Origin of the sequence: Streptococcus sp. (assembly GCF_041802885.1) — a bacterium.
In the GTDB taxonomy this organism is placed as follows: domain Bacteria; phylum Bacillota; class Bacilli; order Lactobacillales; family Streptococcaceae; genus Streptococcus.
This window is the reverse complement of record NZ_JBHCHN010000059.1, coordinates 18,889-30,712: the sequence shown is the minus strand read 5'-3', so window position 1 is coordinate 30,712 and position 11,824 is coordinate 18,889. Positions and strand designations below refer to the sequence as shown.

General features: G+C 44.8%; 12 protein-coding genes and 1 pseudogene. 9 read left to right on the top strand and 4 right to left on the bottom strand.

All coding sequences use genetic code 11. From position 1 onward, the window contains the following. The 4 genes and pseudogenes from ACEYCN_RS07725 to ACEYCN_RS07710 form a co-directional block, all read right to left on the bottom strand. A pseudogene (locus ACEYCN_RS07725) lies at nucleotides 1-700 on the bottom strand (glucose-6-phosphate dehydrogenase); the annotation flags it as partial. A gap of 79 nt (nucleotides 701-779) precedes the next feature. Beyond that, the gene (locus ACEYCN_RS07720) at nucleotides 780-1,595 is read right to left on the bottom strand and encodes a TIGR03943 family protein (protein WP_373713709.1); all 816 of its coding nucleotides are present in this window, start codon (nucleotides 1,593-1,595) and stop codon (nucleotides 780-782) included. Then, nucleotides 1,596-2,501 (bottom strand): permease, encoded by a 906-nt coding sequence (locus tag ACEYCN_RS07715; RefSeq protein WP_373713708.1) that lies wholly within the window; start codon nucleotides 2,499-2,501, stop codon nucleotides 1,596-1,598. Between the two features lies 1 nt (nucleotide 2,502). Next, entirely contained in the window at nucleotides 2,503-2,637 is a 135-nt protein-coding gene (locus ACEYCN_RS07710) for an SPJ_0845 family protein (protein ID WP_373713707.1), read from the bottom strand. 135 nt (nucleotides 2,638-2,772) lie between these two features. Here ACEYCN_RS07710 and ligA point away from each other — a divergent pair, with 135 nt between their 5' ends. From ligA to atpD, 9 genes are all read left to right on the top strand, one after another. Then, a complete protein-coding gene (gene ligA, locus ACEYCN_RS07705; protein WP_373713706.1) occupies nucleotides 2,773-4,731 on the top strand; it encodes an NAD-dependent DNA ligase LigA in 1,959 nt (652 codons plus the stop codon). 6 nt (nucleotides 4,732-4,737) lie between these two features. Then, nucleotides 4,738-5,784, top strand: a complete 1,047-nt coding sequence (locus ACEYCN_RS07700; RefSeq protein ID WP_373713705.1) for a diacylglycerol kinase family lipid kinase — start codon at nucleotides 4,738-4,740, stop codon at nucleotides 5,782-5,784. Nucleotides 5,785-5,924: 140 nt separating this feature from the next. Continuing rightward, complete coding sequence (locus ACEYCN_RS07695) at nucleotides 5,925-6,128, top strand: F0F1 ATP synthase subunit C (protein WP_093651070.1); 204 nt, start codon at nucleotides 5,925-5,927, stop codon at nucleotides 6,126-6,128. A 37-nt stretch (nucleotides 6,129-6,165) separates the two neighbouring features. Further along, on the top strand, nucleotides 6,166-6,879 hold the full coding sequence (gene atpB, locus ACEYCN_RS07690) for a F0F1 ATP synthase subunit A (protein ID WP_373713704.1): 714 nt from the start codon (nucleotides 6,166-6,168) through the stop codon (nucleotides 6,877-6,879). Between the two features lie 21 nt (nucleotides 6,880-6,900). After that, nucleotides 6,901-7,404, top strand: a complete 504-nt coding sequence (gene atpF / locus ACEYCN_RS07685; RefSeq protein ID WP_373713703.1) for a F0F1 ATP synthase subunit B — start codon at nucleotides 6,901-6,903, stop codon at nucleotides 7,402-7,404. Beyond that, nucleotides 7,404-7,937, top strand: coding sequence for a F0F1 ATP synthase subunit delta (locus ACEYCN_RS07680; protein ID WP_373713702.1), 534 nt, complete (start codon nucleotides 7,404-7,406; stop codon nucleotides 7,935-7,937). The genes atpF and ACEYCN_RS07680 overlap by 1 nt, the downstream gene beginning before the upstream one ends. A gap of 19 nt (nucleotides 7,938-7,956) precedes the next feature. After that, nucleotides 7,957-9,462: a F0F1 ATP synthase subunit alpha gene (gene atpA, locus ACEYCN_RS07675; protein ID WP_373713701.1), complete on the top strand. Its 1,506-nt coding sequence runs from the start codon at nucleotides 7,957-7,959 to the stop codon at nucleotides 9,460-9,462. 11 nt (nucleotides 9,463-9,473) lie between these two features. After that, nucleotides 9,474-10,352 carry a F0F1 ATP synthase subunit gamma gene (locus ACEYCN_RS07670; protein ID WP_373713700.1) on the top strand — a complete coding sequence of 293 codons (879 nt, stop codon included), beginning with the start codon at nucleotides 9,474-9,476 and terminating at the stop codon, nucleotides 10,350-10,352. Between the two features lie 62 nt (nucleotides 10,353-10,414). Continuing rightward, nucleotides 10,415-11,821, top strand: coding sequence for a F0F1 ATP synthase subunit beta (gene atpD, locus ACEYCN_RS07665; protein ID WP_373713699.1), 1,407 nt, complete (start codon nucleotides 10,415-10,417; stop codon nucleotides 11,819-11,821). The last annotated feature ends 3 nt before the right edge of the window (nucleotides 11,822-11,824 follow it).

Here is an 11,824-nt window from a genome sequence, read left to right as displayed (position 1 = left end):
CCTTAAGGGCACCAGAGTGATCATAGTAACCACCCCGATCCTCAACCCCGATGGATTCTGCAAAGCTGATTTGAATATTGTCAATGAAATCTCGGTTCCAAATATGTTCAAAAATGATATTGGCAAAGCGGACAGCAAAAATATTTTGGACCATTTCCTTGCCTAAGTAGTGGTCAATACGGTAAATCTGGTCTTCTTCAAAGGTTTGGGACAGTTCTTGATTGAGCTTTTCAGCTGTTTCTAGACTAGTACCAAAGGGTTTTTCAATAATCAACCGTTCAAAACCAGTGCCATCCACGATATTTTCAGATTTGAGATGTTTGGCAATGGTGCCGAAAAATTCAGGAGCCATTGACAGGAAGAAAACCTTGTTGTTTTCAGTCTTGTAGCGCTGACCCAATTCTTGTTGCAGATTTCGCAAGGCAACATAGTGCTCGGTGTCATTAACATCGTGGCTCTGGTAGTAGAAGTGGCTGGCAAATTCATGGGCCTGACGCGCATTGTCAGGAAGATTTCCCAGGGATTCGATAACCGTTGATTCAAAGAACTCCTTGGTCCAAGGGCGGCGTGCTGTCCCGATAACTGCAAAGTTTTCAGCCAGATGACCAGCCTTATATAGTCTAAAAAGGGAAGGATAGAGCTTACGCTTGGCCAGGTCTCCACTGGCACCAAAAATGGTAAATAAGACAGGTGATGACATAGTTTACTTTCCAATCTGTTCTAATCTTCTTGTATTATAGCATAAATATTCTGAAAAATTAACTTTTTCGAGCCAAAAGCTAAAATACCCTATAAACGTAAGGATTCGCAGGTTTTTGGATTTGGATTAAGTCTGTTAATTCCAGACTGGGGAGGGATTGTTCCAAGGAATTGTGATAAATTATTTTGATAGTCCCACGAGCCTTGACCCAGGTATCATTGGCAAAATGCTGGCTTTGCCCAGTGGTCAAGAGACCATAAACACCAGAGTCCGCGATACAGTGGATAATTCCAAAACGAAAAAGAAATTGCTGGTTGGGATTGTCAGGGTCATTGTAGACAAAACCTGTCATCTCCACTGTTTTCCCGACAAACTCATCTGGGTAATCATAGATGACTTCCATGACAGCCATGTAGTTGTCTGCAGTGATTTGAATCAGGTCCTTATCTAAATATTGGTCAGCTACTTTACGCATCTCTTTTTGATAGGCAGATTTGGTAAAGTAGGTCGAACTATCGGGTTTGAGATACTGGACGCTGGTGCCTTCTTGCTGCTGGGTCTGATCATCCACCTCCGCAGCCAGAGGAAAGTGATATCCCTTTGCGGCCACCGTTGTCGCATCCAAGCTGACGGTCGGAAAAAGCCAGGCAACTCCAAGAGGAATCAAGAGTAGGGCCAGGCTTGTGAACTGGGCTGTCTTGGTTCGCAAGTGGCTGTGTACCTTCATTTCTTTCATCCAAACGATGAGCTGCACGATGGCTAGTACAAAGGTCAAAAACATGGAAAGAAAGGCTAGATAGGAATAGTGGAGATTGATATACTGGTCCAATTTGCCGGTCACATAGAGGTACATGGTCATCTCAAAGTAGCCGACTAAGATTAAAAATCGAAGCATCTAAAAACCTCCAATCATCAAACTATAAGCCAAAATCACCAGCGTAATCAAGCTGATGAATTGCAGGATGAATTTGTTGGTAAAATGGTTCTTCATCATGAGAAGGTTTTTGATATCAATCATAGGACCGATGATGAGAAAGGCCATGACTGGAGCAAAACCAAAGCTGGCTAGCAAGGAGGCCCCGATGAAGGCATCTGCTTCCGAGCAGAGGGAGAGCAGGAAGGCCAGAACCATCATGAGCAGGATAGCCGTTAGAGAATTGTGACCGATGCGAGTCAAGACATAGGTTGGGACATAGACCTGGACGAAGCTGGCAAAGAGACAGCCAAAAACCAGGTACCGCCCCATGTCAAAGAATTCGTCAATGGCTTGAATCAGAGCATAACCAACCTTGACCCACCCTTTCTTATCTGAGAAGTCATGACTGTGGTCTTTTTTACCATCCTTCTTGAGAATGGGTTCCTTAGCCACAAAGCCCCAGAAAATTCCCAGAACAAGAGCCACCAAAATCGAACCGAGGGCCCGGAAAAGGGCAAAGCGCACCGAATTGCCAAAGGCGGTGTAGGTAGCAAAAAGGACGATGGGATTGATGATGGGGGCTGTTGCCAGGAAAGGAACGGCTGTGTAGGTAGGCACTTTTTTTTCCAAAAAGCGGTTGACAATGGGGACAATCCCACACTCACATGAGGGGAAAATAAAACCAACAAAAGTTCCAAAAAGAATCCGGAGAATCTTGTTTTGCGGAAGAAAGGCATGGACCCTATCAGGGGTGATATAGACATCGATGAAGCCTGAAATGATAGACCCAATTAGAACAAAGGGCAGGGCTTCAATCATGATGGACAAAAAGATGGCCCCCATCTGCAAGACAGAAGTGGGAAGTTGTTGAAAAAGGTCTGTCATCTTAATTCACTTCTTCAGTTTCACTGGCTGGTTTAGACTTAGGATCTGGAAATTCAATTTCCTCCAATTTGTCAAAGGATGCAAATTCCTCCAAGATTTTTTCCAAATCATCTTCTTTTTTATAGGTAATTGCCATAAAAGCCTCCAAAAATCTTATTTTATCCATTATACCTTTTCTAGGCAAAAAATTCTCGGATTTGCTTGGTATTTTTCATCAAAATGCAGTTCTTTCATTTCATAAAACTTTAAGAAATCGTGATATAATAGGACTATGAAGACAAGAATAAACGAACTCGTTGAATTGCTGAATCGCTATGCTGATGAATATTACCGCTTGGACAGTCCTAGCGTTTCTGATGTAGATTATGACAGACTGTATCGAGAACTAGTTGATTTAGAAACTGCCCACCCAGAGCTCATCTTGCCCAATAGCCCGACTCACCGGGTCGGCGGAAAGATTTTGGATGGTTTTGAGAAATATACTCATATCTACCCCCTCTATAGTTTGCAGGATGCCTTTTCTCTGGAGGAATTGCAAACCTTTGATGAGCGGGTACGCAAGGAATTTCCTCATGCGACCTACATTTGTGAACTCAAAATCGATGGACTCTCTATTTCTCTGACCTATGAAGCCGGTTGTCTAATCATCGGAGCGACACGGGGAGACGGGAATGTCGGTGAGAATATCACGGAAAACCTCAAGCGGGTCAAGGACATTCCCCTTACCTTGCCTGAGCCCCTGGATATCACTGTTCGAGGAGAGTGCTATATGCCTAAGGCCTCCTTTGAACGTGTCAACCTAGAGCGGCAGGAGAAAGGAGAGGCTGAGTTTGCCAATCCACGAAATGCTGCTGCTGGGACCTTGCGACAGTTGGATACAGGAGTTGTGGCCCAGCGGGGTCTCTCCACTTTCCTCTATCAAGAGGCTAGCCCAACGGATGCTAGTAGTCAATCCCAGGTTTTGGCTGAGCTGGATAGACTTGGTTTTACCACCAATCATGATTATGCGTTAGCAGATTCTATTTCAGAGGTCTGGAATTTCATAGAGAGTATCGCTGCCAAGCGCAACGAACTTCCCTACGAAATTGATGGTATTGTCATCAAGGTCAATGACTTGGCTATCCAAGAGGAACTTGGCTTCACTATCAAGGCCCCTCGCTGGGCCGTTGCCTATAAGTTTCCGGCTGAAGAAAAAGAGGCTGAAATCCTGTCTGTAGACTGGACTGTAGGCCGGACAGGGGTCGTTACCCCCACAGCTAACCTGACTCCCGTCCAGCTGGCAGGGACCACTGTCAGCAGGGCTACCCTCCACAATGTGGACTATATTGCTGAAAAAGATATCCGCATCGGCGATACGGTTATCGTTTATAAGGCAGGGGATATCATTCCAGCGGTTTTGCGGGTGGTAGAAGAAAAGCGTGACCAGCAAGAGGTCATGCCTATTCCAGTCAATTGTCCCTCTTGTGCTAGCCCCCTGATGCACTATGAGGATGAAGTTGCCCTACGCTGTATCAATCCTCATTGCCCGTCGCAAATCATGAACCGGCTGGAACATTTTGCTAGCCGCGATGCTATGAATATTGCTGGATTGGGAACTTCTATTGTTGAAAAACTGTTCAAGACTGGTTTGGTCAAGGATGTGGCAGATATCTATCGGCTCACTGTTGGTGATCTTTTGAACCTGGAAGGCTTTAAGGAAAAATCAGCAGCTAAACTTTATCAAGCCATTCAGGCTTCCAAGGAAAACTCTGCTGAAAAACTGCTTTTCGGCTTAGGTATCCGTCATGTCGGCAGCAAGGCCAGTAAGATTCTTTTGGAGAAATTTGTCAGTCTAGAAAATTTGGCTAGGGCTAGTGCAGAAGACATAGCCCAAATTGAAGGACTGGGTCAGGTCATTGCCAAATCCCTCGTATCCTATTTTGCTAACCAAGGAGTTCAAGAGCTCTTATCTGAGCTAAAAAGCGCAGGGGTCAATTTGGTCTACACAGGTCAAGTTGCGGTTGAAGGTGGTTTGCTCTCTGGGATGACAGTCGTTTTGACAGGGAAGTTGGAGCGATTAAAACGAAGTGAAGCCAAAGCCAAACTAGAAAGTCTAGGTGCCAATGTTGCTGGCTCTGTTTCAAAGAAAACGAACCTAGTAGTAGCTGGCAGTGATGCCGGCAGTAAATTGACCAAGGCTCAGGAACTTGGCATCGAAGTCAAGGATGAGGCCTGGTTAGAAAGTCTGTAAAGAATGATGATGGAAAAAAGAAAACGTGCTCGATTGATTTACAATCCGACCTCTGGTCAGGAAATCATGAAAAAAAATGTAGCAGAAGTCTTGAACATTCTGGAAGGATTTGGTTATGAAACTTCCGCTTTCCAAACCACACCTGCCAAGGATTCTGCCAAAAATGAGGCTGCCAGAGCAGCAAAGGCTGGTTTTGATTTGGTGATAGCAGCTGGTGGTGATGGGACCATCAACGAAGTGGTCAATGGTATTGCTCCGCTCAAACGCCGACCAAAAATGGCCATCATCCCAACAGGAACCACCAATGACTATGCCAGAGCCCTCAAGGTTCCGCGAGGTAATCCTGTTGAGGCTGCCAAGTTGATTGGTAAGAACCAAACCATCCTCATGGATATTGGCTTGGCCAAAACCAAAAAAGATGGAAAGGATGTCCAAAGCTACTTTATCAATATCGCCGCAGCGGGTACCCTGACGGAGCTGACTTATAGTGTGCCGAGCCAGCTCAAGACGACCTTTGGTTATCTAGCTTATGTGGTCAAGGGGGCGGAACTCCTGCCACAGGTTAAGTTTAGACCGGTCCGGGTCAAGCATGATAAGGGCGTATTTGAAGGAAAGGTTTCCATGATATTTGTGGCTTTGACCAATTCAATTGGTGGTTTTGAACAAATCGTTCCAGATGCCAAATTAGATGATGGTAAATTTACACTCATCATGGTCAAAACAGGCAATCTTTTTGAAATCCTTCACTTGCTTCGCCTCGTCTTAGATGGAGGCAAGCATATTGAACACAAGCATGTGGAATATCTTAAGACGAAAAAACTGAGTATCGAGGCAGCAGAAGGCAGCACAGATCGTCTCTTACTCAACCTAGATGGGGAATATGGAGGAGATGCGCCAGTGAAGCTCTTGAACCTAGCCAATCATATCGAATTCTTCGCAGATACAGATAAGATTGCCAACCATGCCATCACTATTGATACAGAAACTCTCCGCCTTGAAGAAATGGCCAAATTGTTTGCAGAAGAAGTCACTCACTTGGAAGATAACATATAAATAGGAAGAAAGGTTGAAATAGACCTTTTTTCTATTTTCAGTTTGTTTTTTGAAAACGTTTAAAAGACTTGTATTTTCTTGACAAAAGCATTTTTTAGGAGTATGCTTACAAAGTATAAATTTTTAAAAGGAGAATCATTATGGATTTGTCAGCATTGGCATTAGGACTCGCAACTTTGGGTGTCAGTATTGGTGAAGGAATCTTAGTAGCTGCCTACCTAAACGGAACAGCTCGCCAACCTGAATTGCAGAGTAAATTGATGTCGGGTGTGTTTTTGGGCGTTGCCTTCATTGAAGGTACCTTCTTTGTAACTTTGGCCATGACTTTCTTGTTCCGTGGTTAATGACCATCGGTAGAATATAGAAAAGGGGGAAGCTTCTTTGGAAGAAAGTGTAAATCCAACCCTAAACCTTGGTCCAGTTACCTTTGATTTGACCATGGTATTGGTCTCCGCTATCACGATTTCCATTATTTTTCTTCTGGTCTTTTGGGCAAGTCGCAAGATGCAGCTCAAACCTACCGGAAAACAAAATGTCTTGGAATATGTCTATGAATTGACGATAAGTTTTACCAAGGGAAACTTGGGAGATGAAGAGTCTAAGCGTTACAGTCTGTTCTTTTTTGTAGCTTTCACATTTTTGGTTGTTGCCAATAATCTAGGACTGATGACCAAAATTGAAACACCAGAAGGTTACAACCTTTGGACATCGCCAACTGCCAATATGGCCTATGACCTTGGTCTGGCGGCTATTGCGACTATCTTTGTCCATATAGAAGGGGTACGTCGCTGTGGCTTTGGAGCATACCTGAAAGCCTTTGTAACGCCACTTGCCATGACTCCGATGAACATCCTAGAGGAAGTGACAAACTTGGCATCGCTTGGTTTGCGTCTCTATGGGAACATCTATGCGGGTGAAGTGCTGGTTGGCCTCTTGCTAAAATTGGCCCAAGCTAGTGCCTTTGCCTATCCAATAGCCTTCTTGCTCAACGTTGTATGGACTGCCTTTTCAGTCTTTATTTCCTGCTTGCAAGGCTATGTATTTGTCATGCTGGTCTCCATGTATCTAAATAAGAAAATCAGTGGCGGACACTAAGAGGAAAGGAAAAGATTATTCATGATTACAGTATTGAGTACAAGTGCGACCATACTTGGAAATTTCATTCTGGTCACAGCATCCTTTTTGACCCTGATTATCCTCATCCGCGTTTTTGCTTGGAAAAATTTGACAGGAATTTTTGAACAACGTGCAGAAAAAATTGCTGGAGAAATTGACGCCGCTGAGGAAAAAAATCAGGCTGCAGCTGCCCTGGTCAAACAACGCCAGGTTGAGCTGGAGCAAAGTCGGATGGAAGGCAAGAAAATTATTCAAGATGCTGTTGCTAGAGCCAAGGTTGAGAAAAAACATATTGTTGACCAGGCTGATGTAGAAGCACAAGCATTGAAAGATAAGGCTAAACTCGAAATTGCTGCTGAAAAACGCGAAGCCCAGGAACAATTAAAGGTTCAAGTGGCAAGCTTGGCGGTTGATTTGGCAGGAAAAATTATTTTAGAGGATTTGGATCAAGCGGCCCACAGTGCCTTAATCGATCGCTATATTGATAGATTAGGAGAAAAATAATGGGTGTAAAAGAAGCAACCATTGTGCACCAATATGCTTATCAATTCGTAGAAAACATCGCATATCGTGATGATATCTGGGCCATTTATGATGAGATTCAGCGCATGGTTTCGATTATTAATGAAACCAAGCTGAATCGAATTCTCAGTTCTCCAACTGTTTCTAGCGAGGATAAGGCAGGTTTTGTTCGTAATCTGCGTCAGTCATCCTATCGCTTTATTAACGATTTGATTGAAACGCTGATTCAGGATGAAAACTATGACCTGCTCCTGCCAACTTTGGAAGATATTCTCTTAAAAATCAGCAAGAGCAAAAACGAATATGACATGGTGGTGACCTCTTTCCAAGCCTTGACAGAAGAGCAAAAACAGCGTTTAACTGCTATCGTTGAGGAACGTTTTTCGGTCAAAGTGCACAATGTTATTGAAGAAATTGATAAAGAATTGCTGGGTGGTTTTATCGTAAATGTTAACCATCGAGTGATTGATACTAGTGTCCGTGCACAATTAGGAGACATTAGAAAAAAGCTATAAAATAGAAAGTGGTGTTCTTTTGGTCATCAATACACAAGAAATTAGCGCTTTACTAAAACAACAAATTGACGACTTTCAGCCGGATTTTGACTACACGGAAACTGGGGTCGTGACCTATATCGGGGATGGGATTGCGCGTGCGCAAGGATTGGACAATGCCATGAGTGGTGAACTCCTTGTCTTCGAAAATGGGACCATCGGTATGGCTCAAAACTTGGAAACCACTGATGTCGGTATCATTATCTTAGGACAATTCTCAGATATTCGTGAAGGTTCGGTCGTCCGTCGGACAGGCAAAATCATGGAAGTTCCAGTTGGGTCTGCCTTGATTGGTCGTGTCATCAACCCCCTTGGCCAACCAGTGGATGGTCTGGGAGAAATCCACACTAACAAGACTCGTCCGATTGAATATCCTGCTCCAGGTGTGATGCAGCGGAAGTCTGTTAATCAGCCCCTGCAAACAGGGCTCAAGGCTATTGATGCTCTTGTGCCCATCGGCCGTGGCCAGCGGGAATTGATTATCGGGGACCGTCAGACAGGGAAGACCTCAGTGGCTATCGATGCCATTCTCAACCAAAAAGGCCAAGATATGATTTGTATTTATGTGGCCATTGGTCAGAAGGAATCAACTGTCCGGACCCAGGTGGAAACCCTCCGCCAATATGGGGCTTTGGACTACACCATCGTAGTGACGGCTTCGGCCTCCCAGCCTTCTCCTCTGCTCTTTTTGGCCCCTTATGCTGGTGTCGCAATGGCAGAAGAGTTCATGTATGAAGGCAAGCATGTTCTGATTGTCTACGATGATTTATCTAAGCAAGCGGTAGCCTATCGTGAACTTTCTCTTTTGTTACGACGTCCACCAGGCCGTGAAGCCTATCCAGGGGATGTTTTCTATCTCCACTCACGCCTGCTGGAACGATCTGCCAAGGTTTCTGATGAGCTAGGCGGTGGCTCCATTACAGCCCTGCCCTTTATTGAAACTCAGGCAGGTGATATCTCAGCCTATATCGCAACCAACGTAATTTCCATTACAGATGGACAAATCTTCCTGAAAGATGATCTTTTCAACTCAGGGATTCGTCCAGCTATTGATGCGGGATCATCTGTATCGCGGGTAGGTGGTTCTGCCCAAATCAAGGCTATGAAAAAGGTGGCAGGTACGCTTCGTATTGATTTGGCCTCCTATCGTGAGTTGGAAGCCTTCACCCAGTTCGGTTCGGATTTGGATGCAGCTACCCAGGCTAAACTCAATCGTGGCCGTCGGACAGTAGAAGTGCTCAAACAGCCTCTACACAAGCCATTGCCAGTTGAAAAACAGGTCTTGATTTTGTATGCGTTGACCAATGGTTTCTTAGATTCTGTGCCCATTAAGGATATCCTTGCTTTCGAAGAGGATCTCTACGCCTACTTTGACCTCAATCATGATTCTTTGCTGGATGTGATTCGCACCACAAAGGATTTGCCAGATACGGAAGTCTTGGATGCTGCGATTCAAGAATTTAAAAACCAGTCTGTTTACAAATAGAGGAGTAGGATATGGCAGGTTCTCTAAATGAAATCAAAAACAAAATTGCATCGACCAAGAAAACCAGTCAAATCACAGGTGCCATGCACATGGTTTCTGCGGCTAAATTAGCCAAGTCAGAACAGGCCGCCAAATCATTTGAAATCTATGCCAGAAAGGTCCGTCAGGTAACGACAGACCTGCTGCGCAGTGAACTCATGAATGACGGTGCCACCAACCCCATGTTGATTCGCCGAGAGGTTAAAAAGACAGGTTATATTGTCATTACATCGGATAGTGGGCTAAAAGGTGCCTACAATTCCACCATCCTCAAGGCCGTTATGGGCATGATTGACCAAGACCATGACAGCAAGGATGAGTACGAAATTATTGCTATTGGCGGTATGGGAGCAGATTTTTTCCGTAATCGAGGGATGGCACCCATCTTTGAATTGAGAGGTATTGCTGATCATCCTAGTTTCGATGAGGTTCAAAAGATTATTTCAAAATCCGTTGAAATGTATAAAAATGAAATTTTCGACGAACTCTATGTCTGTTATAACCACCATATCAACAGTTTGACCAGTCAAGTTCGTGTGCAACAGATGCTACCGATTGAAGATTTGGATCACAATGAGGTGGACGGATATACAGCAAGTTTTGAGATGGAGCCCAGTCGTGATGCTATTTTGGAGCAGCTGCTTCCTCAATATGCAGAGTCCATGATTTATGGGGCGATTCTAGATGCAAAAACAGCTGAAAGCGCGGCTGGTATGACCGCCATGCAGACAGCAACTGACAATGCCAAAAACGTCATTGCAGATTTAACAATCCAATACAACAGAGCCCGCCAGGCTGCTATCACTCAGGAAATCACTGAGATTGTGGCTGGTGCCTCTGCCCTGGATTAAGAAAATGGATGTCAATCAGGCTTTAGCAGCTATCGATTGATCATCTTGAGAGAGGAGAAGAGATGAGTTCAGGCAAAATCACTCAGGTTGTCGGACCCGTTGTGGATGTCGCATTCGCAGTGGACGACAAGCTTCCTGAGATTAACAATGCACTCGTTGTCTATAAAAACGACCAATCAAAACAAAAAGTTGTGCTTGAAGTCGCTTTGGAACTGGGTCATGGGATTGTCCGCACCATTGCCATGGAATCAACAGATGGTTTGACGCGAGGAATGGAAGTTCTGGACACTGGCCGACCAATTTCTGTGCCGGTCGGAAAAGAAACCCTGGGCCGCGTTTTCAATGTTTTGGGGGACACCATTGACTTGGAAGAACCTTTTGCAGAAGAAGCACAGCGCGAGCCAATCCATAAGAAGGCCCCTACCTTTGATGAATTGTCTACCTCCACAGAGATTTTAGAAACAGGAATCAAGGTCATTGATTTGCTGGCTCCTTATCTGAAGGGAGGAAAGGTTGGACTCTTTGGCGGTGCCGGGGTTGGAAAAACCGTCCTGATTCAGGAATTGATTCACAATATCGCTCAAGAGCACGGCGGGATTTCAGTCTTTACCGGGGTTGGTGAGCGGACCCGTGAAGGAAATGACCTTTACTGGGAAATGAAGGAATCAGGCGTTATTGAAAAAACTGCCATGGTCTTCGGTCAGATGAATGAGCCACCAGGTGCCCGGATGCGAGTAGCACTAACTGGTTTGACCCTAGCCGAATATTTCCGTGATGTAGAGGGTCAGGATGTCTTGCTCTTTATCGACAATATCTTCCGTTTCACTCAGGCAGGTTCGGAAGTGTCTGCCCTTTTGGGACGGATGCCATCGGCAGTTGGTTACCAACCGACTCTGGCCACGGAAATGGGACAGTTGCAGGAGCGGATTACTTCTACTAAGAAGGGTTCTGTTACCTCCATCCAGGCTATCTATGTACCTGCCGATGACTATACTGACCCAGCTCCAGCAACAGCCTTTGCCCACTTGGATTCCACAACAAACTTGGAACGTAAGCTCACTCAACTGGGGATTTATCCAGCGGTAGATCCATTGGCTTCAAGTTCACGAGCTTTGGCTCCTGAGATTGTAGGTGAAGAACACTATGAAGTAGCCATGGAAGTGAAACGTGTCCTTCAGAGGTACCAAGAATTACAGGACATCATCGCTATCTTGGGGATGGATGAGTTGTCCGATGAGGAAAAAACTTTGGTTGGCCGTGCGCGTCGGATTCAGTTTTTCCTTTCACAAAACTTTAACGTTGCGGAGCAGTTCACCGGTCTACCAGGTTCTTATGTTCCAGTTGCAGAAACTGTCAAAGGCTTTAAGGAAATTCTGGCTGGTAAACATGATAAATTACCTGAAGATGCCTTCCGAAATGTAGGTTCAATTGAAGATGTGGTGGCCAAAGCTGTGAAAATGGGATTCTAGAGG

What these genes read in the sequence shown, in the direction of transcription:
- ACEYCN_RS07720 (WP_373713709.1), bottom strand. Translation starts at nt 1,595, where the DNA reads ATGCTTCGATTTTTAATCTTAGTCGGCTACTTTGAGATGACCATGTAC.
- ACEYCN_RS07715 (WP_373713708.1), bottom strand. Translation starts at nt 2,501, where the DNA reads ATGACAGACCTTTTTCAACAACTTCCCACTTCTGTCTTGCAGATGGGG.
- ACEYCN_RS07710 (WP_373713707.1), bottom strand. Translation starts at nt 2,637, where the DNA reads ATGGCAATTACCTATAAAAAAGAAGATGATTTGGAAAAAATCTTGGAG.
- ligA (WP_373713706.1), top strand. Translation starts at nt 2,773, where the DNA reads ATGAAGACAAGAATAAACGAACTCGTTGAATTGCTGAATCGCTATGCT.
- ACEYCN_RS07700 (WP_373713705.1), top strand. Translation starts at nt 4,738, where the DNA reads ATGATGGAAAAAAGAAAACGTGCTCGATTGATTTACAATCCGACCTCT.
- ACEYCN_RS07695 (WP_093651070.1), top strand. Translation starts at nt 5,925, where the DNA reads ATGGATTTGTCAGCATTGGCATTAGGACTCGCAACTTTGGGTGTCAGT.
- atpF (WP_373713703.1), top strand. Translation starts at nt 6,901, where the DNA reads ATGATTACAGTATTGAGTACAAGTGCGACCATACTTGGAAATTTCATT.
- ACEYCN_RS07680 (WP_373713702.1), top strand. Translation starts at nt 7,404, where the DNA reads ATGGGTGTAAAAGAAGCAACCATTGTGCACCAATATGCTTATCAATTC.
- ACEYCN_RS07670 (WP_373713700.1), top strand. Translation starts at nt 9,474, where the DNA reads ATGGCAGGTTCTCTAAATGAAATCAAAAACAAAATTGCATCGACCAAG.
- atpD (WP_373713699.1), top strand. Translation starts at nt 10,415, where the DNA reads ATGAGTTCAGGCAAAATCACTCAGGTTGTCGGACCCGTTGTGGATGTC.